We start from the raw sequence: 25,748 nt of genomic DNA on the forward strand, positions 1-25,748 counted from the left end.
TTCACTCTCCAGCCGGGTCGGGCAGCCTGCCGCCGCTGACGGCGGCGAGCTGAGACAGGTCGCGGACATGCACGGCGGGCAGCGGTAGCTCCGCGCCGTCGGTCAGCACCGCGCTGACACGGGTACCCCGAGATCGGGTCGAGGGTTGCAGGCGCAGCGAGCTGATCTGCGACCACGGTACTCGCCGGGTCCCGACGATGCGTCGCACGGTCACCGACTCGGGGTCGGCCACGGTCCGGACCCGCAGGATCCACACGATGATCCCGAGCGGCACCACGTAGACGACCCAGAAGTACGGGGCGCCGAAGGCGAACGGGATCGCGAAGAAGGCCAGGGCGATGGCGACGAAGATGCCCAGCCGGGAGATCTGGAAGACGGCCCGCGGCGGCTCGGTGCCTTCGGCGGGCTGGTGCGAATCCGCGCTCACGGCCACCATGGTCGCATCGATCGAACCGGCCCGGCACGCTGGCCGCGCCTCACCGGCCCTCGGGTGGACGCGGATGCGTGACACTCCTCCCACGTTGTGGTCACGATGGCCCCCGATGTTGACCGATGCTCCGCCGGGCGACTAGCGTCGCCCTATGTTCATCGGCCGAATTCTCGTACTTCGCAGGCGCGTCCTCGCCTGAGCTGTCCGCTGTACACTCGGCCGTCGACGCGCCACCCTCGTTCCGCCGGACCTCGGCGGCCGGGGGTTTTTTCATGTTCGGACCCAATCCTCGAGCGAGGCTGACCGCAGATGACCACCGCCACGCCCCGTTCCGGCGCGGTTCCCGGGCCGCCGGGACCGAAGCCGGCACCGCCGCCGGGCCGCCCCGGGCCGACCGCCTCCGGTGCGCCACCGGCCGGGCTGCGCCCCGCTGCCGAGCCGATGACCGGCGCGCAGTCCCTTGTGCGTTCGCTCGAGGAGATCGGATGTGAGGTCGTCTTCGGCATTCCCGGCGGCGCGATTCTCCCGGCGTACGACCCGCTGCTGGACTCGGCGAAGGTCCGGCACGTCCTGGTGCGCCACGAGCAGGGGGCGGGCCACGCGGCCACCGGCTACGCCCAGGCCACCGGCAAGGTCGGGGTGTGCATGGCGACGTCGGGTCCGGGGGCGACCAACCTGATCACCCCGCTGGCCGACGCGCACATGGACTCGGTGCCGATCGTCGCGATCACCGGGCAGGTCGCCGGACCCCTGATCGGGACCGACGCGTTCCAGGAGGCCGACATCACCGGTATCACCATGCCGGTGACCAAGCACAACATGCTGGTGACCGACGCCGCGGAGATCCCGCGGGCGATCGCCGAGGCGTTCCACCTGGCCTCCACCGGCCGACCCGGCCCGGTGCTGGTGGACATCTCCAAGGACGCGCTGCAGGCGCAGACCACGTTCAGCTGGCCCCCGGAGATGAAGCTGCCCGGTTACCGGCCGACGACCCGGCCGCACGGCAAGCAGATCCGCGAGGCCGCGAAGATGATCACCTCGGCCAGCCGGCCGGTGCTCTACGTCGGCGGCGGGGTGCTCAAGGCGGAGGCCTCCGCGGAGCTGCGCAGGCTGGCCGAGCTCACCGGGATCCCCGTCGTGACCACGTTGATGGCGCGCGGCGCGTTCCCCGACAGCCATCCGCAACACGTCGGCATGCCCGGGATGCACGGGACGGTCGCCGCGGTCGCGGCCATGCAGCGCTCCGATCTGCTGGTCACGCTCGGCGCGCGGTTCGACGACCGGGTGACCGGGCGGCTGGACGGCTTCGCGCCCGACGCCCGGGTGGTGCACGCGGACATCGACCCGGCCGAGATCTCCAAGAACCGACGCGCGGACGTCCCGATCGTGGGTGACTGCAAGGAGGTCCTCACCGAGCTGATCGAGGCCGTCCGCGCCGAGCAGGCGTCCGGCGTCGCCGACATCAGTGCCTGGTGGGCCCAGCTCGACGGGTACCGCACGACCTTCCCGCTCGGTTACAACTGGCCCGACGACGGTTCGCTGTCCCCGCAGTACGTGATCGAGCGGATCGGCAAGATCGCCGGACCGGACGCGGTGTACGCGGCGGGCGTCGGCCAGCACCAGATGTGGGCGGCGCAGTTCATCAGCTACGAGAAGCCGCGGTCGTGGCTGAACTCCGGGGGGCTGGGCACGATGGGCTACGCGGTGCCCGCCGCGATGGGTGCGAAGGCCGCCCGGCCCGACACCGTCGTGTGGGCGATCGACGGTGACGGCTGTTTCCAGATGACCAACCAGGAGCTTGCCACCTGCGCGATCGAGAACATCCCGATCAAGGTCGCCGTGATCAACAACGGCAATCTGGGCATGGTCCGGCAGTGGCAGAACCTCTTCTACTCCGAGCGGTACTCCAACACCGACCTCGGTACGCACAAGCACCGCATCCCCGACTTCAAGCTGCTGGCCGAGGCGATGGGCTGCGTGGGGCTGCGGGCGGAGTCCCGCGACGAGGTCGACCGGGTCATCCAGCAGGCGATGGAGATCAACGACCAGCCGGTCGTCATCGACTTCGTGGTCGGCGCCGACGCCCAGGTCTGGCCGATGGTCGCCGCGGGCACCGGGAACAATGAGCTGATGGCTGCCCGCGGCATCCGGCCGCTGTTCGACGGAGACGAACTGGACGCCGAGGTCGATCAGGCGGGTCCGCTCGGCCTCGCCGGTTCCACCGATCCGGCGCGGGCGCCGCGTGACCCCGGAGATGAGGGCTGATGGAGATCCACACGTTGTCCGTGCTCGTCGAGGACAAACCCGGTGTCCTGGCCCGTGTCGCCGGGCTGTTCTCCCGCCGCGGGTTCAACATCACCTCGCTGGCCGTCGGCCCGACCGAGCAGTCGGGCATCTCCCGGATGACGATCGTCGTCGCCGTCGAGGATCTGCCGCTCGAGCAGGTCACCAAGCAGCTCAACAAGCTCGTGAACGTCATCAAGATCGTCGAGCTCGAGCCGGGCACGTCGGTGCAGCGGGAGCTGCTGCTGGTGAAGGTGCGGGCCGACGCCGGGGTGCGCAGCTCGGTGCTCGAGACCGTGCAGCTGTTCCGGGCCAAGGTCGTCGACGTGGCCCCGGAGGCGCTCACCATCGAGGCCACCGGCACCGCCGACAAGCTGAACGCGCTGCTGCGGATGCTGGAGCCCTACGGTGTACGCGAGATGGTGCAGTCCGGGATGGTGGCCGTCGGCCGCGGACCCCGGTCCATCACCGCCGCGACCGTCCGCTAACAAGGACCCGGCTACCAACGACGCCGGATACCTGACCTTTCCGAGAGGACCATCCACCGGTCATGAGTGTGAACATCTACTACGACGACGACGCCGATCTGTCGATCATCCAGGGCCGCAAGGTCGCGGTGATCGGCTACGGCTCGCAGGGCCACGCGCACGCACTGTCGCTTCGTGACTCCGGTGTCGACGTCCGGGTCGGCCTGCCGGAGGGCTCGAAGAGCCGGGCCAAGGCCGCCGACGAGGGCCTGCGGGTCGTGACGCCCGCCGAGGCGGCCGCCGAGGCCGACCTGATCATGATTCTGGCGCCGGACACCAAGCAGCGCTTCATCTACGCCGAGGACATCGCCCCGAACCTGCGCAGCGGCGACGCGCTGTTCTTCGGGCACGGCTTCAACATCCGCTATGAGCTGATCACCCCGCCCGCGGACGTCGACGTGGCGATGGTCGCCCCGAAGGGCCCCGGCCACCTGGTGCGCCGCCAGTTCGTCGACGGCAAGGGCGTGCCGTGCCTGATCGCGGTCGCGCAGGACGCCTCGGGTAACGCCAAGGCGCTCGCACTCTCCTACGCGGCGGCCATCGGCGGCGCCCGCGCCGGGGTCATCGAGACGACGTTCACCGAGGAGACCGAGACCGACCTGTTCGGCGAGCAGGCCGTCCTCTGCGGTGGGATGGCGGCGCTGGTGCAGGCCGGTTTCGAGGTGCTGACCGAGGCCGGCTACGCCCCGGAGATCGCCTACTTCGAGTGCCTGCACGAGCTCAAGCTGATCGTCGACCTCATGTACGAGGGCGGCATCGCCAACGAGCGCTTCTCGATCTCCGACACCGCCGAGTACGGCGACCTCACCCGTGGCCCGCGCGTCATCACCCCCGCGGTCAAGGACGAGATGCGCAAGATCCTCGCCGAGATCCAGGACGGCCGGTTCGCCCGCGAGTGGGTGGCCGAGGACGAGAACGGCAGGCCGACCTTCACCCGGCTGCAGAAGGAGGGTGCCGAGCACCCCATCGAGCAGGTCGGGGAGAAGCTGCGCGGCCTGATGAGCTGGGTGGGCACCAAGGCGCAGTAACCCGCCGCACCGGTTCGTGGAACGGCACCCGCCGCCCGGCGGGTGCCGTTTCGCGTGTTCGGCGTGGTGACGCTCACCCGCCGGGCGTCTGCGCCGAGGGCGCGGTTGATCACAGTGTCGCGCTGCGCACGCCGCCACCGATGGCGTCGGGCCGCGCAACTACCATCGGTGCGTCCGGCACTCCAACCGAGGCCACAACCGCGCCAACCCGATCCGGGAGCCCTGCACCGTGAGCACCGCAGCTACCGACCACCCCCGCCCCGTCGTCCTGCTCGCCGAGAAACTGGCACCGTCCGCCGTCGCGATGCTCGGGGACGACGTCGAGATCCGGCAGGTCGACGGAACCGACCGCCCGGCCTTGCTCGCGGCGGTCGCCGACGCCGACGCGTTGCTGGTCCGCTCCGCCACGAAGGTCGATGCCGAGGTGCTCGCCGCCGCGGCCCGGCTCAAGGTCGTCGCGCGGGCGGGCGTGGGGCTCGACAACGTCGACGTCCCGGCCGCGACCGCTCGTGGCGTGATGGTGGTCAACGCGCCGACCTCGAACATCGTCTCGGCCGCCGAGCACGCCGTCGCCCTTCTGCTCGCCGTGGCCCGGCGCGTCCCGGCCGCCGACGCGAGCCTGCGCCACGGCCAGTGGAAGCGCAGCGCCTACACCGGTGTCGAGCTGAACGGCAAGACCGTCGGCGTGGTCGGCCTTGGCAAGATCGGGCAGCTCGTGGCGCAGCGCCTGGCTGCGTTCGGCGTCGAGCTGATCGCCTACGACCCCTATGTCGCACCGGCCCGCGCGGCCCAGCTCGGCATCGAGCTCGTCGAGCTGGCGGACCTGCTCCGGCGGGCCGACGTGATCTCCATCCACCTGCCGAAGACCCCGGAGACCCTGGGTCTGATCGGCAAGGAGCAGCTCGCGATGACCAAGCCGGGCGTGCTGATCGTCAACGCCGCCCGCGGTGGGCTGATCGACGAGGAGGCGCTGGCCGACGCGGTGCGCAGCGGGCACGTCGGCGGCGCGGGCATCGACGTCTATCTCAAGGAGCCGACCACCTCCAGCCCGCTGTTCGAGCTGGAGAACGTGGTGGTCACCCCGCACCTGGGTGCTTCGACCGACGAGGCCCAGGACCGCGCCGGCACCGACGTCGCGCGCTCGGTCAAGCTCGCGCTCGCCGGGGAGTTCGTCCCGGACGCCGTGAACGTGCAGGTCGACGGGGTGGTCGGGGAGGAGGTCCGGCCCTGGCTGCCGCTGGTGCAGAAGCTGGGCACGGTGCTGCACGCCGTCGCGGGCCGGCTGCCGAGCTCGGTGAGCGTCGACGTGGCCGGTGAGCTGGCGGCCGAGGACGTCTCGGTGCTGTCGCTGGCCGCGCTGCGCGGCGTGTTCACCAACGTCGTCGAGGACCAGGTCACGTTCGTCAACGTGCCGAACCTCGCGGCGGAGCGGGGGGTCAGCGTCGCGCTCACCACCACCCCGGAGAGCGAGAACCATCGCAGCGTCGTGCAGTTGCGGGGCGCGATGCCCGACGGCGAGTCGATCACCGTGTCGGGCACGCTGACCGGACGAGCCCAGGTGGAGAAGCTGGTCGAGGTCAACGGCCGCCACTTCGATCTGCGGGCCGAGGGTGAGGTCATCCTGCTCGAGTACGCCGACCGTCCCGGTGTGATGGGCCGGGTCGGCACGCTGCTCGGCGAGGCCGCGGTGAACATCGAGGCCGCGCAGATCAGCCAGACCACCGACGGCGCCGACGCGATCATGCTGCTGCGCGTCGACCGCGCGGTGGACCCGGCGGTCCTCGAACCGATCGGCGCCTCGGTGAACGCCAAGACCACCCGGCTCATCTCCTTCGACTGATCCCGCGCCGGGCGCCGCACTCGATCAGGTGGGCGGTGGTTACCCCCCGCGCTTGCCCTAGGTTGCGCGGGACGACGCCGGACGGGCCGGCTCGGTGGGGGGTGGCCGGTGGCGCGAGCGCGCTGGCGGACAGCGGGTATCGCGCTGTGCCTCGCCGTGGCGTCGCTGTTCGCGCCGGCCGGGGCGGACGCGGCACCGGGCAAGCCTGTCGACGCGACCCCGGTGACGGTGTTCGTCGCCCTGGACCGGCCGTCGGCGGCCGACGAGTACCGTGCCGCGCTCGCCGGAGGACCGGACCTGGCGCGCCGCGTCGCCTCCGCCGCCCGGGACCGGATCGACGCACTCACCGACGAGCTGCTCTCCCGGGTGCCCGCCGCCCGGGGGGCGCGTGAGCTGTTCCGAACCCGCAATGCGGTGGCCGGGGTCGCGCTCCGGGTCGACGCCGCCACCGCGCGCGAGTTGGCGGCCCGCCCGGGCGTGCGCTCGGTTCGCAGGCTCGGCCGCGCCCGGCCCGACAACGCGGGCGCCGTCCAGCTCGGCCGAGCGCTGCAGACCTGGCAGCAGACCGGGCGGTCCGGCGCCGGGATCCGGATCGGGATCATCGACAGCGGCATCGACTACACCCACGCCGACTTCGGCGGCCCCGGTACCCCGGCCGCCTTCGCGGCCGCCCGCGCCGGTGCGGCGGACTTCCCGACCGCGAAGGTCATCGGCGGGATCGACCTGGCCGGCGACGACTACGACGCCGACAACGCCGACCCGGCCCGCCACGTCCCGCATCCGGACGACAACCCACTCGACTGCCAGGGACACGGCACGCATGTCGCGGGAACCGCGGCAGGGCTCGGCGTCGGCGCCGACGGCACGACGTTCCGGGGCGACCACGCGACGCTCACCGCCGGGGACCTCGACGGCATGCGAATCGGCCCCGGGGTCGCGCCGCAGGCCTCGCTGTACGCCATCCGGGTGTTCGGCTGTTCGGGCTCCACCGAGCTGACCGCGCTGGCCCTCGACCACGCCCTTGATCCCAACGGCGACGGGAACCAAGCCGACCGGCTCGACGTGGTCAACCTGTCGCTGGGCTCGGCCTTCGGCGCCGTCGACGACCCGGTGAACGAGTTCGTCGCGAAGCTCTCCGAGCACGGCGTCGTCGTCGTGGCGTCGGCGGGCAACTCCGGGGACGTTGTCGACGCCACCGGCCCGCCCGGCAACAGCCCGCACGCGCTCACCGTGGCCAACATCCGCGACGCCGCGGTGTTGCGCGACGCCGTCGAGGTGCTCGGCCCACCGGGGCCGGGCCGCTGGCCCGGGCAGTACAGCCTGAGCTACCCCGGCTACCCGGACCTGGATCTGCGGGCGCGGGTCGTCGCGCTCGGCGGGGCGAACGCCGAGGGTTGCCGGCCCTTCTCGAGCGCCGACGCCGAGCGGGTGCGCGGCGCCGTGGTCTGGCTGTCGTGGGCCGACGAGGCGGCGCAGCGCACCTGCGGCTCGGCGCCGCGGGCGGCCAACGCGCACGCCGCGGGCGCGGCGGGGGTGCTGCTGACCTCGGGGTTGCCGGACTTCGGTTCGGTCGCGATCGCAGGCACCGCGGACATCCCGATGTTCCAGCTCACCGGCCCGGCCACGGCCGCGCTGCGCCCGGCGCTCGCGGCGGGGACGCTGCGGGTGCGCTTCGGCGGCGACCTCGTGTCGTCGGTGCCGATCAGGACACCGGAGATCGAGGACACGCCGAGCGCGTCGACCTCGCGCGGGGTGCGCGCACCCGCGGCCAAGCCGGACGTCGCCGCGCCGGGCGAGACGATCACCTCGGCGGCCGTCGGCACCGGCAACGGGCGTGCGGTCCGTTCGGGCACCTCGATGGCCAGCCCGTTCGTCGCCGGGGTCGCGGCGCTGGTCCGGGAGGTCCACCCGGGCTGGTCCCCGGAGCTGGTCAAGGCCGCGATCATGGGCACGGCGACCGGGACGGTGCACGCCGGGGAGAACCGCAGTGGGCCCGTGGTGGCGCCGATGCGGGTCGGCGCCGGCCGGGTCGACGCCCGCGCCGCGGTCGGCACGACGCTGCTGGCCATGGCCGACGACCCGGCCGGTGCCGTCAGCGTGACGTTCGGCGCTCTGGAGGCGCTGCCCGGCGCCGCCCTCTCGCGCACCGAACGGGTCCGGGTGCTCAACCGCGGTCTGCTGCCCGTTGTGCTCGGCGCCGCCTACCAGCCGATCACGACCATGCCCGGGGTGCGCATCGACGCCGCGCCGGCCAGGCTCGTCGTGCCTCCCGGGGGCAGCGCGCTCGTCGACGTCCGGCTGCGCATCGACAACCCTGCCGCGCTGCGCCGCACCGCCGACCCGACGCTGGAACTGCGCCAGCACGGACAGCCCCGCCAGTACCTCGCCGACGCCTCGGGCCTGCTGGTGCTCACCCCGGACGACGGGGGCGAGCCGGTGGTGCGGGTTCCGGTCTCGGCGGCGCCGAAGCCGGTCTCCACACTGGTCCCGCGGCGCGGCGAGGAGGTGCTGACCCTCGACGGCACCGGGGTCGATCAGGGCAGCGGGCCGCAGGCCTACCGCTCCCGGATGGGGGTCTTCGCCCTGGCGGCCACCAGCGCGAAGCTGCCTCGCTGTGCCGGCGCGGCCGTGGCCGGATGCGTGCCCACCGCCACCGGCGACGGCGGTGACCTGCGCTACGTCGGCGTCGCCTCGACGGCCGCCGCCGCCCGATCGGCCGGGCGGCCCGGCGACGCCCTGCTCGGGTTCGCGATCGCCACCTGGGCCGACCTACCCAACATCGGCAGCATCACCCAGCCGAGCGTCGAGATCGATGTGGACGGCGACGGCCGTCCCGACTTTCTCACGCTGGCGACCAAGCTGCCCGACACCGATGTGCTCGTCGCCCGGACGGTCGACCTGCACCGGCCGACGCCGGACGGGTTCGCCGAGGTCGACGTCCAGCCCGTCAACGGCCTGGGTGGCGACACCGACACCAACGTCTTCGACACCGACGTCTGGGTCTTGCCGGTACGGCTGGCCGCGCTCGGGATCGATCCGGCGGCCGGGACCGCGCCGCTGCGGTTCCAGGTGTCGGTGCTCGGTGATCACGGCCCGCCCGCATCGACCGACGGCGTCGTCGACCGGATGGACGCCCCGGCGGAGTTCGACCCGCTGGCCTGGGCGCTGGACACCGGGCCGGCGCTGCTGCGCCCCGCCGACGGCGGCACCAGGGTGTCGGTGGGCGGGGCCGACGGACCGTTGCTCGTTGTGCTGGGCCAGAATGCGCGCGGCAGCAGGGTGGTGCTCCTCGACGCTCCGGACCGGACCCCCCCGAGGCCGCGGCCGCTCGGCGACCGGCGCAGAATCAACCCGCTCGAAGGAGTGTCGCGACCGTCGTGACGGTCGCGAGAGCCCCGGTGACCCACCTTCACCGCCCCGGGTGGCCCCGAAGGGGTGGACGAGGACAACGCGACGGCGGCGCAGCCGGTACGGTGCGGCGACGCCACATCATGAGAGGACATCCACACATGCGCCTTGCGGTCATTCCCGGCGACGGCATCGGGCCGGAGGTCATCGACGAGGCACTCAAGGTGCTCGCCGAGGTCACCGCGGGCGTGCAGACGACGACCTACGACCTCGGCGCCGCACGCTGGCACTCCACCGGTGAGCTGTTGCCGGAGTCGGTGCTCTCCGAGCTCGCCGAGCACGACGCGATCCTGCTCGGCGCGGTCGGCGACCCGTCCGTGCCCAGCGGGATCCTGGAGCGCGGGCTGCTGCTGCGGCTGCGCTTCGAGCTCGACCACCATGTGAACCTGCGCCCCGCCCGGCTCTACCCGGGGGTGCGCAGCCCGCTGGCCGGCAACCCCGAGATCGACATGGTCGTGGTGCGGGAGGGCACCGAGGGTCCGTACGTCGGGACGGGTGGCCTGCTGCGCAAGGACACCCCACACGAGATCGCCACCGAGGTCAGCACGAACACCGCGTTCGGTGTGGAGCGCGTGGTGCGGGACGCCTTTGCCCGCGCGCAGCGGCGCCCGCGTCAGCATCTGACCCTGGTGCACAAGACCAATGTGCTGACCTTCGCCGGGGCGCTGTGGTCGCGGATCGTCGAGGAGGTCTCGCTGGAGCACCCCGACGTTTCCGTGGCTTACCAGCACGTCGACGCCGCGACCATCCACCTGGTCACCGACCCCGGCCGCTACGACGTGATCGTCACCGACAACCTGTTCGGCGACATCCTCACCGACCTGGCCGCCGCGGTCACCGGTGGGATCGGGCTGGCCGCGAGCGGCAACCTCGATGTCAGCGGACGTAACCCGAGCATGTTCGAGCCGGTGCACGGCAGCGCCCCGGATATCGCCGGGCAGGGCATCGCCGACCCCACGGCGGCGGTGTTGTCGGTCGCGCTGCTGCTGGACCACCTCGGCAACACCGAGGCCGCCCGCCGGATCGAGGCCGCCGTGGCGTTCGACCTGGCCACCCGCGATCACGGAGCCGCCGGGAACACCCGCGCGATCGGGGACCGGATCGCGGCGCTGGTGAGCAGGCAAGCCGCCCCGACCAACTGAGCGCACCGCACGGGCACTTGAGCGGCGCAAGCGCCACTGAGCGACGCTTGCGCCGCTCAGGTGGCGGGGTGGGGCCGTGACGGGCGCCAGAGGTAGGTGACGACGTCCGGTCGTGGGGTGCGCGAGGCCTGTGCATGAGCGCGGACGAGCTCGTCGAGCACGGCGGCACGGTCACGGAGCAACCGGCCCGGCCGGGTGTGGACCACGTGGATTCCCTCGGCGGCGAAGCCGGATTGGCGGCGGGTGTCGCGATCGTGTTCCTGTGGGCTCAGATGCCATTCCCGGGAGTCGATCTCCCAGACGAGGCCGACGTCGTCCCACCAGGCGTCCGCCACGCCGATCAGCCGGCCGTCGCGGCGGTGCACCGCCACATTCCACGCGGGCGCGGGGAGCCCGCTGCGGATCACCAGGCGCCGGGCCCAGGCCTCGGCGGCCGAGCGCACGCCGTCGGCGACCTCGCTCAGCACCATTCGGGCCAGTGCCGTGCGTGGCCGCTGCTGCACGGCCAGCTCCGCGGCGAGATCGGTCGGTGTGCAGAGCCCGCGCTGCACCGCGTCGGCGAACATCGCACGCACGGCGTCGAGCTGGTTGAGGTGGGCGGCGGCGTCGGCGAGGCCACGTGCGAGCGGAGCGAGCGGAAGCCCGTTGCGCAGGATCGGGCGCGGCATCCGCCGGGTCCTGCTGACCACGACGAAACCGTCGCTGCCGAGCTGGCGCTGGTTGGGAACGAGAACGTAGACCCGGTGGTCCTCGGGGAGTCGCCGCACGCCGTGCCTGCGGGCGGCGGTGACCCCGGTCAGGACCGCGCCGTCGCCGCATTTGGCCAGTGCCACCTGGATGCGCTGCAGCGGGGTCAGTTCACCGGCGGACAGCAGGATGACGCCGCGTACCGGCGACTGCCACGGGCCACCGGCGCGACAGCTTCGGGTGAGGGCGGAGGCCGACACTCCGAGTTCGATCAGGGCTCTGCGGGGGGCGACGCCGTCGGGGAACAGCGCGCGGATGCGGGCGCGGTCGGCCCGGGTGAGGTGCATCCTCCGAGCGTGGGCGCGCAGCGGGCTCACGACCAATCCCTCGGGCCGGCCTGTGGATAACCCGGCCGCGCTTGAGCGGCGCAAGCACCGCTCAGTGACGCTTGCGCCGCTCAAGTGCGGTCGAGGGCCGCGGGAAGCTCCCCTCTCGAAGCGATCCCGAGCTTGCGGTAGCAGGCCGAGAGGTGCACCTCGACGGTCTTCGTGGTGACGAACAGCGCCTGCGCGATCTCCCGGTTGCTCCGGCCCTCGGCGGCCAGCCGGGCCACCCTCCGCTCGCTGGGGGACAGGGCCTCCGCCCCGGTGCGCAGCGGGCGGCGCGGCCGCGCCCCGGAGGCGAGGAGTTCCTCGGTCGCCTGGTCCGCGAGCACCGTCGCCCCGCAGCGGTGCGCGAGATCGAGCCCGGTGCGCAGCGGCTCCCGCGAGTCGACCCGATGGCCCGCCCGGCGCAGCGCGGCCCCGAGTTCGACGAGGGTGTGGGCGTGTTCGAGCCGCGCGGCAGTGCCCTCGAGGACGTCGACGGCCTCCCACAGCGCGTCGAGCAGGCCGTGGACCAGCCCCGCGGTGCGCAGGGCGATGCCCGTCGCGACGGGTGCGGCGTAGTGGCGGGCCCTGACCAGCGCCGCGTCCGCGAGCTCCCGGGCCTGCTTGAGGCGGCCCAGCCGGTGGCAGGCGAGCGCGGCGTCGGTCTCCCACGGGACGAGCCCCGGGTGTGTCCAGCCGCGCCTGGCCAGCCTGCGCCCCGCGGCGAGCAGCTGCTCGAGCGCCTCGGCCGGTCGGCCCTGCGCCAGGCGCAGTCGGCCCATCCCGGCCAGCAGGTGCACGTGGTTCCGGTCGACCTCGAGTTCGAGCAGCTCCCGCTCCGCGGTCTCCAGCTCCCCGCGCTCGACGAGGGCGGAGAGCAGGAACCCCAGCAGGAGCCGGTGAGGGTAGGGGACGGCGAACTCCCGAGCCATGTCCTGCGCCAACCGGGCGTCGGCCTCGGCGTCGAGCAGCGCACCACACCGGCGGCTCATCTCCGCCCGCCAGCTGAGCGCGGCCCCCAGCTCGATCCGTGCGACCCGCTCCCGCGCGTCGGCGACCGCGGCGTCGGCCCCGCGCAGCGCCGCGTCCAACTCTCCTGCCGCGGCGAGCACCGGGCCGGCCAGGTAGAGCACGCCGGTGGTGAACGAACCGGAGCTGAGCCGGGTGATGGCGGTCAGTGCCTGCCGGGCCTGCGCGACCGCCTCGTCGGCGCGTCCCTCAACCTGCAGCGTCTCCACCGCGGCCGTCGCGAGCAGCATGCAGCCGGCGACGGAGTCCGGCCGGGCCTGCGGCGTCAGCTGTCGCAACCGGTCGAGCGCTGCGGTGCGCGAGGCCGGGCGGGAGCGGGCGAGCCCGATGAACTCGGCCTCCAGCAGCAGCCGTACGTCCGGATCGACGCCGGACGCGGTGTCAGCCTCCAGCACCGCTTGCTGCAGCACCTCCAGTGCCCTGGGCAGCTCCCACGCCGTTTCCAGCCCGCGGCCCAGCCGCAGTGCGATCCGGGCGCGGGCGTCCGGATCGGTGGTGAGCTCGTGAGCTTCCGCCAGCCGAGCGAGTCCCTGCGTCGGGCCGAGACGGGTCTGGGTGGAGCCCAGCTCGAACAGCACCTCGGCTCGCACCTGCGGCGACGGCGGCTCGCCCAGCGCCCGCTCGAGGTAGGTCACGGCGGCCTGCGGTGCGCCCTTGCGCAGCGCCACACGGGCGGCGTCGCGCAGCCGTGCCACGACCCAGTCGTCCCGCAGCGGCTCGGTGAGCAACAGGTGCGCGGCGACGGCCTCGGCCGGCGCGGCGTCGGACGCCAGCTCCCGGGCGGCGCAGCGGTGGGCGGCGTGTCGCTCGCCGGCGGGGATGTGCTCGAGGACGGCCTGCGCGAGCAGCGGGTGGGCGAAGCGCAGCGGGGGATCGGCGGCCAGCAGCTCCGCCGCGGTGAGCCGGTCGACCGCGGCGGCGGCCCGGTCCGGGTCGAGCCGGGCCACGGCGGCGACGTGCCGCAGGGCCGCGCCCGAACCGAGCACCGCGAGCGCGCGTGCGATCGCCGCGGCGGGAGCCGGCAGGTGCCGCAGCCGCGGCAGCACGAACATCGCGACGATCGCGGGCGCGCGCTCACGGACCGCGTCGGTCGCCGACTCGACGGGCGTGACGCCAGTCGTGTGCAGCGACCGCAGCAGCGCGCCGAGCAGCAGCGGGTTGCCCGCGGCGACCTCGTGACAGGCCTCGGTGAAGGCGGGCTCGGGCTCGCCGAGCACGGCGCGGACCAGCCGCTGGGTGGCGGCGTGGCTGAGCGGGCCGGGGTGCAGCGCGCCGGTCAGCGGGTCGGCCGCCAGCTCCTGCAGCAGGTCGGCCCCGGCCCCGGGTTCGGCCGGGCGGGTGGCGAGCACGAGCAGCAGCGGCAGCTCGGCGGCGCGGCGCAGCAGGTAGACCAGTGCCCGCAGCGACGCCACATCGGCCCAATGCAGGTCGTCGGCCACCAGCAGCAGAGGCCGCTCCTCGGTCAGCGCGCTGACCAGCCAGTACAGGCCGTGCAAGGTCGCCGCGGTATTGGTGGGGGCCCCGGCCCCCGCGCCGTCGAGAACCGGCGCGGCCCAGCGCGCGGCGCCGTCGAGCAGCCGGGTCCGCCGGTCGGGGTCGGAGCGGGGCAGCGCCGGTTCGAGCAGCATCCGCACGAGGCCGAATGCGTAGTCGCGTTCCAGCGGCCCGGCCCGCGCGGTCAGCACCCGCATCCCGCGTTCGGTCGCCCTGGCGGCGGCGACGTCGAGCAGCCGGGTCTTGCCGATGCCCGCGGCGCCCTCGACCAGCAGCGCACCCCCGCGCCCGGCCAATGCCGTGGCGATCCCGGCCTGGAGGGCGCGCAGCTCGGCGTCCCGTTCGAGGAGCGGGTGCTCGGCGGCGGCGTTTGGGGTCATCGGTTCCAAAACCTAGGGAGTATCCCCGGCGCGCGGCAGGTGTGTCCGGCGGTTGGCTGGCGGTCCAGCCATTAAGGAGGTCGCAATGTCAATGCCGCCGCTGCCGCCCATTCCCGAGGTCGACCTGACGACGTTTTTGCTCGCCGGCTCAGCCGCGCACGGCGAGCGTCCCGCGTTCCTCGACGGCCGCACCGGCCGCGCCGTGCGCTACGCCGAGCTCGCCCCGGCCGTCGACCGCGTCGCGGCCGGGTTGGCCGCGCGCGGGTTCGGGAAGGGGGACGTGCTGGCCGTGCTGGCGCCGAACGGGCCGGAATGGCCGCTCGCGCTGCTCGGCGCGCTGCGCGCGGGCGGCGTGGTGACCGGGGTGAATCCGCTGTGGACCACCGGTGAGATCGCCGCCCAGCTGGCCGATTCGGGCGCGCGGTTCGTCCTCACGGTGCCGCCGTTCCTCGACCGGGCCCGGCAGGCCGCGGGCGACGCCCAGATCGTGCTCGCCGGTGGTGAGGCCGCGGGCACCGTCCCGTTCGCGGCCCTGCTCGTCGAGACGGCTCCACGGCCGCCCGTCGCGATCTCCCCGGCCGACATCGCGCTGCTGCCGTACTCGTCGGGCACGACCGGCCCGCCCAAGGGTGTGCGCCTGACCCATCGCAACATCGTCGCGAACGTGCTTCAGGGCATGACCGGTGCGGCTCCCACCCCGCGCGACGTCGTGCTCGCCGTGTTGCCGTACTTCCACGTCGCGGGGAGTTTCTCCGGAATCTTCCTGGCGCTGCGCGGCGGGGCGACGGCGGTGACCCAGCTGCGGTTCGACCTCGAGGAGTGCCTGGCCCTGGTGCAGGAGCACCGGGCCACGATCCTGCCCGTGGCGCCGCCGATCGTGCTCGCGCTGGCCCGCCACCCCGTCGTCGATCGCTACGACCTCTCGTCGCTGGAGCTCGTCGTGTCCGGATCGGCGCCGCTGTCCGCGGCCGTGCAGCAGGAGTGCGCCGACCGGCTCGGCAGGCGGGTGGTGCAGGCCTACGGGATGACCGAGTCGAGCACGCTGATCGCGATGGGCGGACGCGACCCGGCCGTCCCGCACGCCGCGGGCAGCGTCGGCGAACCGGTGCCGGGCACCGAGATCCGGCTGGTCGACCCGCACACCGGGGCCGAGGCGGCCGAAATCGGCGAGCTGTGGGTGCGCGGCCCGCAGGTGATGGCCGGGTATCTGCACAACCCGGCGGCGACCGCCGAGATGCTCGACGGCGAGGGCTGGCTGCGCACTGGCGACCTCGTCTCGCTGTCCCGGACCGGCGAGATCGTCGTCCTCGACCGGGTCAAGGATTTGATCAAGGTCAGTGGGTTCCAGGTGGCACCCGCCGAGCTTGAGGCGGTGCTCATGACACATCCCGCCGTGGCCGATGCGGCCGTCCTCGGCCGGCTGGACCCGGAACGCGGGGAGGTGCCGGTCGCGTTCGTCGTGCCGCGCGGCGAGCTCGACCCGGATGCGGTGCTGGCCTTCGTGGCAGAGCGAGTGGCCGGCTACAAGCGGATCGCCGAAGTGCGCATCGTCGATGCGATCCCGCGCTCGCCCGCGGGAAAAATCGTGCGGCGCGTGCTGCGCGACACGATCGCCGCCCCCGCCTGACCGCACGTGAGCGGCGCAAGCGTCACTCAGCGGCGCTTGCGCCGCTCGAGTGCGGCCGCCGCTGCCCGTCCGGGTGGGGGGTGGTGCGACGCTCCTGCAGCGCTCGTGCGACACTCGCCAGGTGCGCCACCTCAGCGTGAGCATCATTCGTTGGCGCGTCGGCTGACCAGCACCACAGCCGACGCGCAGACCTCTCGCACCCGCGGGGGGTCTTTTTTGTTGTCGCGCAAGCCCACGACCAGGAGACCCCACGATGTCCCGCACCCAGCCCGCCGGTACGCCGCTCGGTGACGCGTTCCACGTCTATGACACGACGCTTCGGGACGGAGCTCAGCGCGAGGGCATCAGCTACTCCGTTGCCGACAAGCTCGCCGTCGCCCGCCACCTCGACGCGCTGGGCGTCGGCTTCATCGAGGGGGGCTGGCCGGGGGCGCTGCCCAAGGACACCGAGTTCTTCGTCCGGGCCGCGGCCGGTGAGCTGGAACTGCGGCACGCTGTGCTGGTCGCCTTCGGGTCCACCCGCCGCGCCGGGCTGACCGCGTCGGCCGACCCGCAGGTCCGGGCGTTGCTCGACTCGCAGGCGCCGGTCGTCACCCTCGTCGCCAAGTCCGACCGGCGCCATATCGAGCGGGCGCTGCGCACCGACGTCGCGGAGAACTGCGCGATGGTCGCCGACACGGTGGCGTTCCTGCGGGCCGAGGGCAGGCGGGTGTTCCTCGACGCCGAGCACTTCTTCGACGGCTACCGGCACGACGCCGACACGGCGCTGCGCGTGCTGGAGGCCGGTGTGACGGCGGGTGCGGACGTCGCGGTGCTGTGTGACACCAACGGCGGGATGCTGCCGCTGGGAATCGCCGAGGTGGTGGCCCAGGTGGCGCAGCGCACCGGCTTCCGGCTCGGCATCCACTGTCAGGACGACACCGGCTGCGCCGTGGCCAACTCCGTGGCGGCCGTGCAGGCCGGGGCGACGCACGTGCAGTGCACCGCCAACGGCTACGGCGAGCGGGCCGGCAACGCGGACCTGTTCGCCGTCGTCGGGAACCTGGTGACGAAGCTGGACATGCCGGTCCTGCCGACGGGTTCGTTCGGCGAGCTGACCCGCACGTCGCACGCGTTGGCGGAGATCGCCAACATCGCCCCCGACACCCACCAGGCCTATGTCGGGGCCTCGGCGTTCGCCCATAAGGCGGGGCTGCACGCGAGTGCGATCAAGGTGGCTTCCGAGCTGTACAACCACATGGACCCCGAGGTCGTCGGCAACGGGCAGCGGGTGCTGGTCACCGAGATGGCCGGGCGGGCCAGCGTCGAGCTCAAGGGCAATGAGCTCGGCCTGGACCTGGCCAGCCATCCGGAGGCGGTCTCGACGGTCGTCAGCACGGTGAAGCAGCGCGAGGCGCAGGGCTGGACCTTCGAGGCCGCCGATGCGTCGCTCGAGCTGCTGATGCGCTCCGCGCTGGGTGAGCAGGACGCGGTGCCGTTCGCCCTGGAGTCCTATCGGGTGATCATCGAACATCGCGCCGACGGTGTGGTGATGAGCGAGGCGACGGTCAAACTGATCGTCGACGGTGAGCGGCTGATCGCCACTCGCGAGGGCAACGGTCCGGTGAACGCCCTGGACGCCGCGCTGCGGGCGGCGCTCACCCCGTCCCGGCCGTGGCTGGAGGACGTGGAGCTCTCCGACTTCAAGGTGCGGCTGCTGGCCCCAGGAGGTTCGGGGATGGGGCACGGCACCGACGCGGTCACCCGGGTGCTCGTGGAGTCCAGCGACCATGCGGGCTCGTGGACGACGATCGGGGTGCACGGCAACGTGGTCGAGGCGTCGTGGCTGGCGCTGGTCGATGCGCTGGCGTTCGCGGCACTTCGGGAACGGTCAGCCGGTTCCGTTCCCACCGCCCCGGCGCAAGCCGGCCTCTGAGCGGGATCGGGATCGGCAGGGGCACTGTGCGGGGAGCCCCGTCGCGACAGCGGGCGGATACGCGGGTTTTCTCGATCGCCCCTGGCACGTGCGAGTATCCGACCGGGCTGTCGGCGTTGCCCCGGCGAGCACCGGGTCCTGTTCAGCGTCGCGCCCACCAGGGGGCGTGTTCGGGAAGCGGGCCGATGGCGACCAGCCGGGCCATGACCCGCTGGAGCACCGGCCACCGTTGCAGCAGCCGCAGCGGAGCGGGCAGGTCGCCGACCTGCGGCGTCGCCGAGGCCGGGTCGCCGAGGCCGATCGGCGGCATACCGCGGCCGACCGGTAGCACCGGATCCCGGCGCAGCAACGCGCGATGGGCCAGGCGCTGACCGGCCTGGATCAGCGCTGCGGGCCACCACCGGCGCACCTGCACCCGGCGCAGGTCGGCGCGGCTCACCCGGCCGTCGCTGCGCAGGGCGGGGGCGAGCAGCCGGGCGGCGGCGACGGCGTCGGCGACGGCCAGGTTGATCCCGACCCCGCCGACCGGGGACATCGCATGCGCGGCGTCCCCGATGAGCAACAGCCCGTCGTCGTACCAGCGGTGCAGCCGCTCCAGCCGGACGTCCAGCAGCTTGACGTCATCCCAGCAGCGCAGGTGGTCGATCCGGTCGGCGAGCCAGGGCAGCAGGTTCACGAGCCGGTCCCGGAACGCGGACAGTCCGGCCTGCCGGATCCGCAGGTCGGAGCCCTTGCGGATGAGGTAGCCGCACTGCCAGTAGTCGCCACGGTCGATCATCACCGCGAAATGCCCGGGCGAGATCCGCCCGAGTCCGCCGGCCGGGTCGGTGTCGAGGCGCGGCAATCGGAACCACCAGACGTCCATCGGCACGCCGAACGAGCGCGGGCGCAGGCCCGCGGCGGCGCGGACCGCGGAGCCTCGCCCGTCGCAGCCGATGGTCAGCGCGGCCCGCAGCTCGTGCCGTTCGCCGGTGACCCGGTCGGTGTAGTGGACCCCGGCGATGGCGCCACCGTCCCGCAGCAGCCCGGTGACCTCGGCGTTGCGGCGCAGGGTGAAGGTCGGCTCGGCCGCGGCGGCGTCGGCGAGCAGGTCGAGGAAGTCCCACTGCGGAACCAGCGCGATGTGCTGGTGGGCGCCGGGTAACCGGGACAGGTCGGCCACCTGCGCGGTGGTCCAGTCGAGCTGGACCTGCGCCCGGTCCAGCCGGCGCTGCGGCAGCGTGGCGAATCGCTCACCGAGACCGAGCTCGTCGAGCAGGTTCAGGGTGGATGCGTGCACGGTGTCGCCGCGGAAGTCCCGCAGGAAATCAGCGTGCTTCTCCAGCACCGTGGTCGCGATGCCGGCCCGGGCGAACAACAGACCTGCCATCATGCCGGCCGGACCGCCGCCCACGATGGCGACGGTCGTCCGCTCGTTATTCATCATGCGTTGAACTGTAGGGCGGTGGGGACCGGGGGGCCAGCCCGAAGCGTCGAACGGCGACGCGGCACGATGGTGCCGTGAGCACTCCTTCGCAGGTCCGGGTGCGATTCTGTCCGTCACCCACGGGCACGCCGCACGTCGGACTCATCCGTACGGCGCTGTTCAACTGGGCCCACGCCCGCCATCACGGCGGTACGTTCGTCTTCCGCATCGAGGACACCGACGCCAGTCGGGACACCGTCGAGTCCTACGAGGCGATCCTCGACGCCCTGCGCTGGCTCGGACTCGAATGGGACGAGGGCCCCGAGGTCGGTGGGCCACACACGCCGTACCGGCAGAGCGAGCGCGGCGCGCTGTATGCCGACGCGCTGCAGCGGCTGGTCGAGGCGGGGGAGGCCTACGAGTCCTACTCGACCGCCGAGGAGATCGAGGCCCGGCACCGCGCGGCGGGCCGTGACCCGAAGCTCGGCTATGACAACGCCGACCGCGACCTCACCGCCGAGCGGAAGGCCGCGTTCCGCGCCGAGGGCCGGACGCCGGTCTACCGGCTGCGGATGCCCGACCGCGACATCGGGTTCACCGACCTCATCCGCGGCGAGGTGACCTTCCGGGCGGGTTCGGTGCCCGACTTCGTGCTCGCCCGCGGCGACGGCACCCCGCTCTACCCGCTGACCAACCCCCTCGACGACGCACTCATGGAGATCACCCATGTGCTGCGCGGCGAGGACCTGCTCTCCTCGACGCCGCGGCAGATCGCGCTGTTCGAGGCGTTCGCCAGGGTCGGCATCGGCAGCGGGCCGCCGATCTATGCGCATCTGCCGCTCGTGACCGGTGAGGGAAATCGCAAGCTCTCCAAGCGCGATCCGCAGTCGAATCTGTTCCTCTACCGTGACCGCGGATTCACTCCCGAAGGGCTGCTCAACTATCTGGCCCTGCTCGGATGGGCGATAGCGGAGGATCGCGACGTGTTCACCCTCGATGAAATGGTGGCCGCGTTCGACGTTTCCCGCGTTTCCTCCAACGCCGCCCGATTCGATCTCAAGAAGGCCGAGGCGATCAATTCCGCACACCTGCGGCGGCTGCCGGCCGAGGAGTTCGCCCGGCGGGTCGAGCCGTTCCTCCGCTCGGAAGGTGTGATCATCGGCACGCCCACCGCCCAGCAGCGCGCGCTGCTCGCCGCGGCGGCCCCCCTGGTGCAGGAGCGCAGCGTGGTCCTCTCCGACGCCGCGCGGATGCTGCGGTTCCTGTTCGTCGATGAGGCGGCGTTCGTTCCGGAGGAGACGGCCGCGCAGGCCGCGCTGGGCCCGGACGCCGCCCCCGTCCTCGATGCGGCCCTGACCAGCCTGGATGCCGTCGAGAGCTGGACGAGCACGGATATCGAGGCGGCTCTGAAGGCCTCCCTGGTCGACGGTCTGGGGCTCAAGCCACGCAAGGCCTTCGCCCCGGTGCGGGTCGCCGTGAGTGGTCGGACGGTCTCTCCGCCGCTGTACGAGTCGATGGAACTGCTCGGCCGGGATCGGTCGTTGCATCGACTGAGGGCCGGTTTGGAGCGGGCTGGAGGGGTCCGCTAGAGTGGCTCGCGCAGGACACGGACACCGGTTCTCAACTCGCGAGCTGGGCCCCCGGTGAACGTGATCCATTGGGGTATGGTGTAATTGGCAGCACGACTGATTCTGGTTCAGTTAGTCTAGGTTCGAGTCCTGGTACCCCAGCGGAAACGCCATAAACGTTTCCCGAGGCCCCGTCGTCTAGCGGCCTAGGACGCCGCCCTCTCAAGGCGGTAGCGCGGGTTCAAATCCCGTCGGGGCTACAACGGAAGGGCCCCCGCTCCGGAGATCTGGAGCGGGGGCCCTTTCCGTTTCGGGCCGGTGGCCGGTGCGGTCCGAACGGTGGGCGCACCCGGCCCCGTCGGGATCGTCGCGCAGGACGCGTTGCTGTGCCCGCGCAAACGCGCCCGCATCCCTCGTCGCGACCAGGCCGCGCAGGCGCGATCCGGCCTCAGGAAGCGGCCGCCGTTGTCGGTGGCGACGTCGGTGGTTTCGTGGTCGTCACGACCGGCGGCGTCGTCGTCGGTGGCGTCGTCGGTGGTTTCGTGGTCGTCACAACCGGCGGCGTCGTCGTCACCGGCGGGGGAACGACCGGCGGCGGCGGGAGCGGAGCGGACGTCTGCGGGGCCCGGGTCACGCCGCGCGGATCCGGCTCCAGGACGGGTTCGTTGCGCACCGGCGTCGACGGCTCCTCGACGAGGGTGGGGGTGGGGGCTCCGGGGTCGATGCGCGTGGTGGCGCTGCTGGTCGGACCACCCTGTGGCCACAACAGCACCGCACCGACGATCGCCAGCACCGCGACCGCCCCGCCCGCGCCGACCAGCAGCACCGGCCTGCGGCGGGCGCCGGGTTCCGAGGCATGGTCGGGTCCGGCGTAGCCCCGGCTCGGCTCGTCGGGGTGATACCCGGTGCCGGGCTCCGCGGCCGTCGTGGGGAGCTCACCGGTGCGGGGGTCCGGCCCGAAGGCAGGCCCGGCCCCGGCGATCGGCCCGGCAGCGGCGGCGAGGCTGTTTTTCGGTGGTGGGGGCGGGGGCAGCGGGGACGGCCGGACATCGGGCGATGGGGTGGGCGGGACGCCGCTCGCGACGACCTTGGTCTGCTCGGCGGTGTCCGCCGGCGCCGGAACCATCGTCAGCACCGCACCCTTGGCGATGGCGTTCTTGGGGTCGGCGTCCACCGCGACCGGCCGGCCCAGCTGCTCGGACACCAGCTGGGCCACCAGCGGGATCCGCGAGGACCCGCCGACCAGCAACACCGCGGTCAGCTGCTCGGGGGTCAACCCGGCCGAGTCCACCGCCCGACGCAACGCGGCCACCGTCTCCTCCACCCGCGGCCGGATCATCTGCTCGAACTCGCTGCGATGCAACCGCACCGAGGCCTGCACCCCGGGCACCACCACCGGCACCGTCACCTCGGTATCGGCACTGAGCGCCTCCTTGGCCTCGGTGCACTCCCGCCGCACCCGCGCCACCGCCCCCAGCACCGCCGGATCCGCCTCGTCCAACCCCTCGAACGCCTCCGGACACCCGGCCAACACATGATCGAACACCGCCTGGTCGAAATCCACCCCACCCAGCCGCTCGATCCCCTCCGGCCGCCCCAGCAACCCGAACCCGGCCCCACCCGCACCCGGATCCCCCTTGCGCACCACTGCCGCATCGAAGGTCCCCCCACCCAGGTCGTACACCGCGATCCGCGCGCCCGCCTCGACCCGCTCCGCCCCGGCATAATGCACCGCCGCGGCCTGCGGCTCGGCCACGAACGTCACCACCAACCCCACCCGACGCAACGCCCCGGCCAACAACTCCCGCTTATGCGCCCCCCACGCCGCCGGATGCGCCACCGCGATCGCCGCCGCCGGCCCCCCCTCCCGCTCGGCCACCCGATCCACCACCCAGCGCACCAACCGCGCCGACAACTCCTCGGCCGCCCACGCCCGCCCGGCCACCACCACCGGCGTGGGATCCCCCACCCGCCGCTTGAACTCCCGCACCACCCGATCCGGATCGGTCACCGCCCGCCGCTCGGCCGCCTCCCCCACCACCACCGACCCATCACCGGCCACGAACAACACCGACGGCACATCGATCGACCGATCACCCAGACTCACCATCTCGGGCTCGACCCAGCCATGGCCCGACGACCGGCAGACCGCCGCCGCGGTATACGTCGTCCCCAGATCGATACCGAGGAGGTAGCTCATCGTCGCTCATTTCGTCTGGACGCAGGTTCGTGCTCTGCGGACTCATCGGCCGCAGCGGAGGTCACGTTAGCGTCACGGTGTTCGATTTCCCGGACGGGGCCGGACGATCTGTGGGCCGGACGGGAGCTGGGCCGCGGTGGCGCGCCACCGTCAGGCCGGTCGTGTGGCGCCTTGGTCAGGCTGTGATCAGCCGGTTCTGAGCCGATGTTGCAGCGCCTCGGCGGCCGCCAGGAGGTCCGTAGCCCAACGTGCGCCGGGGCGTCGGCCGATCCGGTCGACCGGGCCGGACACGGAGACGGCGGCAACGACGTTCCCGGCACCGTCGCGGACGGGGGCGGAGACGCTCGCCACACCCGCCTCGCGTTCGGCGACGCTCTGCGCCCAGCCGCGACGGCGGACATCGAGCAGCACCCGGTCGGTGAAGGTCGCGTCGGCGAGTACGGCGCGCTGAGTGGCGGGGTCGGACCAGGCGGCGAGGACCTTGGCCCCGGAACCCGCGTTCATCGGCAGCCGAGTGCCGATCGGGACGGTGTCGCGCAAGCCGCTGACCGGCTCGGCGGCGGCGACACAGACTCGGTGGATGCCATCGCGCCGATAGAGCTGCACACTCTCTCCGGTGATGTCGCGCAGCCGCGGAAGCACGGCCGCGGCCGCCTCGAGCAGTGGGTCGCCGTGACCGCTGGCGAGTTCGGCGAGCGCCGGGCCGGGGCGCCATCGGCCGTCGGCGTCGCGGTGCAGCAAACCGTGCACCTCGAGCCCGACGGCGAGACGATGGGCGGTGGCCCGCGGCAGCCCGGTGCGCTCGCACAGCTCGGACAGCCCACACGGCTCGGTGGCCACCGCCCGCAAGACCCCCACGGCCTTGTCGAGCACCCCGATACCGCTAGACTGTCTCATGCCTCGATACTAGCTTCCCAATATATGGGAAATCCATACCATCCCCCACTCGGGGCCGCACATCGAACAGGAGGCAGCGCCGTGACGAATCGCGGGGCGGGACGCACGCTGGCCGAGAAGGTTTGGGATCAGCACCTGGTCCGCAGGGCGGAGGGGTCGGAGCCCGACCTGCTCTACATCGACCTGCATCTGGTGCACGAGGTCACGAGCCCGCAGGCGTTCGACGGCCTTCGGCTGGCCGGCCGGAAGGTGCGCAGGCCCGACCTCACCCTGGCCACCGAGGACCACAACGTTCCGACCCTCGACGTGTTGGCGCCGATCGCGGACCCCGTCTCGCGCACGCAGGTGGAGACGCTGCGGCGCAACTGTGCGGAGTTCGGCGTCCCGCTCTACCCGATGAACCACGCCGAGCAGGGCATCGTGCACGTGGTGGGTCCGCAGCTGGGGCTCACCCAGCCCGGCCTGACGGTCGTGTGCGGGGACAGTCACACCTCCACCCATGGTGCGTTCGGTGCGCTGGCCTTCGGCATCGGCACCTCCGAGGTGGAGCATGTGCTGGCCACTCAGACATTGCCGCTCAAGCGGTTCAAGACCATGGCGATCAACGTCAACAGCGCCGACGGCACCCTGCGGCCGGGGGTCACGAGCAAGGACGTCGTCCTGGCGATGATCGCGCAGATCGGCACCGGCGGGGGGCAGGGCTACGTCCTGGAGTACCGAGGCAACGTCATCGAGGGGCTCTCGATGGAGGCCCGGATGACGATCTGCAACATGTCGATCGAAGCGGGCGCCCGGGCGGGCATGATCGCCCCGGATGAGACGACATTCGCCTACCTGAAGGGGCGCGACCACGCGCCGTCGGGCCCGGCGTGGGACGAGGCCGTCGCCGCGTGGCGGGAGTTGCGGACCGATGACGACGCGGTGTTCGACGCCGAGATCCACATCGACGCCGACGCGCTCACCCCGTTCGTGACCTGGGGGACCAATCCCGGCCAGGGCCTCCCGCTCAGCGCGAGCGTGCCGGACCCGGCGCAGATCGCCGACGCGAACGAGCGGGCGGCCGCGGAAAAGGCCCTGGCCTACATGGGGCTGCGGGCAGGCACTCCGCTGCGCGAGATCGCCATCGACACCGTGTTCGTCGGCTCCTGCACCAACGGCCGGATCGAGGATCTTCGCGCCGCCGCGAAGGTCCTGGACGGACGCAAGATCGCCGACAGTGTCCGGATGCTGGTCGTGCCCGGGTCGATGCGCGTGCGCGCCCAGGCCGAGCAGGAGGGCCTCGACAAGGTCTTCGCCGCGGCCGGGGCCGAATGGCGTTCCGCAGGATGTTCGATGTGTCTGGGCATGAACCCGGACCAGCTGGCACCGGGGGAGCGCAGCGCGTCCACATCGAACCGGAACTTCGAAGGCAGGCAGGGCAAGGGCGGGCGGACCCATCTCGTCTCCCCCTTGGTGGCCGCGGCGACGGCCGTCCGCGGCACGCTGTCCTCGCCCGAGGACCTGCGCTGACGCGCCTGTGA

Annotated in this window: 16 protein-coding genes and 2 tRNA genes; 12 read left to right on the plus strand and 6 right to left on the minus strand. The window is 72.8% G+C overall.

Annotated features, from left to right (window positions below):
• Window position 1: 1 nt before the first annotated feature.
• Window positions 2-427: a PH domain-containing protein gene (locus tag ACFQE5_RS20885; protein WP_379587448.1), complete on the minus strand. Its 426-nt coding sequence runs from the start codon at window positions 425-427 to the stop codon at window positions 2-4.
• Window positions 428-739: 312 nt separating this feature from the next.
• Here ACFQE5_RS20885 and ACFQE5_RS20890 point away from each other — a divergent pair, with 312 nt between their 5' ends.
• From ACFQE5_RS20890 to ACFQE5_RS20915, 6 genes are all read left to right on the plus strand, one after another.
• A complete protein-coding gene (locus ACFQE5_RS20890; protein ID WP_379587450.1) occupies window positions 740-2,695 on the plus strand; it encodes an acetolactate synthase large subunit in 1,956 nt (651 codons plus the stop codon).
• Complete coding sequence (gene ilvN, locus ACFQE5_RS20895) at window positions 2,695-3,201, plus strand: acetolactate synthase small subunit (RefSeq protein ID WP_379587451.1); 507 nt, start codon at window positions 2,695-2,697, stop codon at window positions 3,199-3,201. Before ACFQE5_RS20890 ends, ilvN begins: the two co-directional genes overlap by 1 nt.
• A 62-nt stretch (window positions 3,202-3,263) precedes the next feature.
• Entirely contained in the window at window positions 3,264-4,268 is a 1,005-nt protein-coding gene (gene ilvC / locus ACFQE5_RS20900; protein ID WP_379587452.1) for a ketol-acid reductoisomerase, read from the plus strand.
• A gap of 229 nt (window positions 4,269-4,497) precedes the next feature.
• Window positions 4,498-6,108 carry a phosphoglycerate dehydrogenase gene (gene serA / locus ACFQE5_RS20905; RefSeq protein ID WP_379587454.1) on the plus strand — a complete coding sequence of 537 codons (1,611 nt, stop codon included), beginning with the start codon at window positions 4,498-4,500 and terminating at the stop codon, window positions 6,106-6,108.
• A 108-nt stretch (window positions 6,109-6,216) separates the two neighbouring features.
• Window positions 6,217-9,489 (plus strand): S8 family peptidase, encoded by a 3,273-nt coding sequence (locus tag ACFQE5_RS20910; protein WP_379587455.1) that lies wholly within the window; start codon window positions 6,217-6,219, stop codon window positions 9,487-9,489.
• A gap of 128 nt (window positions 9,490-9,617) precedes the next feature.
• Window positions 9,618-10,658 (plus strand): 3-isopropylmalate dehydrogenase, encoded by a 1,041-nt coding sequence (locus ACFQE5_RS20915; RefSeq protein WP_379587457.1) that lies wholly within the window; start codon window positions 9,618-9,620, stop codon window positions 10,656-10,658.
• A 56-nt stretch (window positions 10,659-10,714) separates the two neighbouring features.
• Here the strand turns inward: ACFQE5_RS20915 and ACFQE5_RS20920 are convergent, their stop codons facing one another.
• Together ACFQE5_RS20920 and ACFQE5_RS20925 are read right to left on the minus strand one after the other, a co-directional pair.
• Complete coding sequence (locus ACFQE5_RS20920) at window positions 10,715-11,692, minus strand: hypothetical protein (protein ID WP_379587458.1); 978 nt, start codon at window positions 11,690-11,692, stop codon at window positions 10,715-10,717.
• 110 nt (window positions 11,693-11,802) lie between these two features.
• Window positions 11,803-14,616, minus strand: a complete 2,814-nt coding sequence (locus ACFQE5_RS20925) for a helix-turn-helix transcriptional regulator (RefSeq protein WP_379587459.1) — start codon at window positions 14,614-14,616, stop codon at window positions 11,803-11,805.
• Window positions 14,617-14,701: 85 nt separating this feature from the next.
• Between ACFQE5_RS20925 and ACFQE5_RS20930 the strand changes: the two genes are divergently transcribed.
• Together ACFQE5_RS20930 and cimA are read left to right on the plus strand one after the other, a co-directional pair.
• Window positions 14,702-16,243 carry an AMP-binding protein gene (locus ACFQE5_RS20930; protein WP_379587460.1) on the plus strand — a complete coding sequence of 514 codons (1,542 nt, stop codon included), beginning with the start codon at window positions 14,702-14,704 and terminating at the stop codon, window positions 16,241-16,243.
• A gap of 253 nt (window positions 16,244-16,496) precedes the next feature.
• Window positions 16,497-18,158: a citramalate synthase gene (gene cimA / locus ACFQE5_RS20935; protein ID WP_379587462.1), complete on the plus strand. Its 1,662-nt coding sequence runs from the start codon at window positions 16,497-16,499 to the stop codon at window positions 18,156-18,158.
• 142 nt (window positions 18,159-18,300) lie between these two features.
• On the opposite strand, the gene ACFQE5_RS20940 is transcribed toward cimA, so the two are convergent.
• Complete coding sequence (locus tag ACFQE5_RS20940) at window positions 18,301-19,584, minus strand: FAD-dependent oxidoreductase (RefSeq protein WP_379587464.1); 1,284 nt, start codon at window positions 19,582-19,584, stop codon at window positions 18,301-18,303.
• 74 nt (window positions 19,585-19,658) lie between these two features.
• Here ACFQE5_RS20940 and gltX point away from each other — a divergent pair, with 74 nt between their 5' ends.
• The 3 genes from gltX to ACFQE5_RS20955 all read left to right on the plus strand — a co-directional run bounded on the left by gltX (window position 19,659) and on the right by ACFQE5_RS20955 (window position 21,391).
• On the plus strand, window positions 19,659-21,152 hold the full coding sequence (gene gltX / locus ACFQE5_RS20945; RefSeq protein ID WP_379587465.1) for a glutamate--tRNA ligase: 1,494 nt from the start codon (window positions 19,659-19,661) through the stop codon (window positions 21,150-21,152).
• A gap of 69 nt (window positions 21,153-21,221) precedes the next feature.
• Window positions 21,222-21,293: transfer RNA gene (locus ACFQE5_RS20950), tRNA-Gln, on the plus strand.
• A 25-nt stretch (window positions 21,294-21,318) separates the two neighbouring features.
• Window positions 21,319-21,391, plus strand: a tRNA-Glu gene (locus ACFQE5_RS20955).
• Window positions 21,392-21,579: 188 nt separating this feature from the next.
• Here the strand turns inward: ACFQE5_RS20955 and ACFQE5_RS20960 are convergent.
• Window positions 21,580-23,331: an Hsp70 family protein gene (locus tag ACFQE5_RS20960; protein WP_379587466.1), complete on the minus strand. Its 1,752-nt coding sequence runs from the start codon at window positions 23,329-23,331 to the stop codon at window positions 21,580-21,582.
• A 186-nt stretch (window positions 23,332-23,517) separates the two neighbouring features.
• Window positions 23,518-24,228 (minus strand): IclR family transcriptional regulator, encoded by a 711-nt coding sequence (locus ACFQE5_RS20965; RefSeq protein WP_379587467.1) that lies wholly within the window; start codon window positions 24,226-24,228, stop codon window positions 23,518-23,520.
• An 81-nt stretch (window positions 24,229-24,309) separates the two neighbouring features.
• Here ACFQE5_RS20965 and leuC point away from each other — a divergent pair, with 81 nt between their 5' ends.
• A complete protein-coding gene (leuC, locus tag ACFQE5_RS20970; RefSeq protein ID WP_379587469.1) occupies window positions 24,310-25,737 on the plus strand; it encodes a 3-isopropylmalate dehydratase large subunit in 1,428 nt (475 codons plus the stop codon).
• Window positions 25,738-25,748 lie beyond the last annotated feature (11 nt).

The sequence above is a fragment of the Pseudonocardia hispaniensis genome (assembly GCF_042658695.1).
Classification (GTDB): Bacteria; Actinomycetota; Actinomycetes; order Mycobacteriales; family Pseudonocardiaceae; genus Pseudonocardia; species Pseudonocardia hispaniensis.

What these genes read in the sequence shown, in the direction of transcription:
- ACFQE5_RS20960 (WP_379587466.1), bottom strand. Translation starts at nt 23,331, where the DNA reads ATGAGCTACCTCCTCGGTATCGATCTGGGGACGACGTATACCGCGGCG.
- ACFQE5_RS20930 (WP_379587460.1), top strand. Translation starts at nt 14,702, where the DNA reads ATGTCAATGCCGCCGCTGCCGCCCATTCCCGAGGTCGACCTGACGACG.
- cimA (WP_379587462.1), top strand. Translation starts at nt 16,497, where the DNA reads ATGTCCCGCACCCAGCCCGCCGGTACGCCGCTCGGTGACGCGTTCCAC.
- ACFQE5_RS20920 (WP_379587458.1), bottom strand. Translation starts at nt 11,692, where the DNA reads ATGCACCTCACCCGGGCCGACCGCGCCCGCATCCGCGCGCTGTTCCCC.
- ilvC (WP_379587452.1), top strand. Translation starts at nt 3,264, where the DNA reads ATGAGTGTGAACATCTACTACGACGACGACGCCGATCTGTCGATCATC.
- ACFQE5_RS20925 (WP_379587459.1), bottom strand. Translation starts at nt 14,616, where the DNA reads ATGACCCCAAACGCCGCCGCCGAGCACCCGCTCCTCGAACGGGACGCC.
- ACFQE5_RS20890 (WP_379587450.1), top strand. Translation starts at nt 740, where the DNA reads ATGACCACCGCCACGCCCCGTTCCGGCGCGGTTCCCGGGCCGCCGGGA.
- ilvN (WP_379587451.1), top strand. Translation starts at nt 2,695, where the DNA reads ATGGAGATCCACACGTTGTCCGTGCTCGTCGAGGACAAACCCGGTGTC.
- ACFQE5_RS20940 (WP_379587464.1), bottom strand. Translation starts at nt 19,584, where the DNA reads ATGATGAATAACGAGCGGACGACCGTCGCCATCGTGGGCGGCGGTCCG.
- ACFQE5_RS20965 (WP_379587467.1), bottom strand. Translation starts at nt 24,228, where the DNA reads ATGAGACAGTCTAGCGGTATCGGGGTGCTCGACAAGGCCGTGGGGGTC.
- ACFQE5_RS20915 (WP_379587457.1), top strand. Translation starts at nt 9,618, where the DNA reads ATGCGCCTTGCGGTCATTCCCGGCGACGGCATCGGGCCGGAGGTCATC.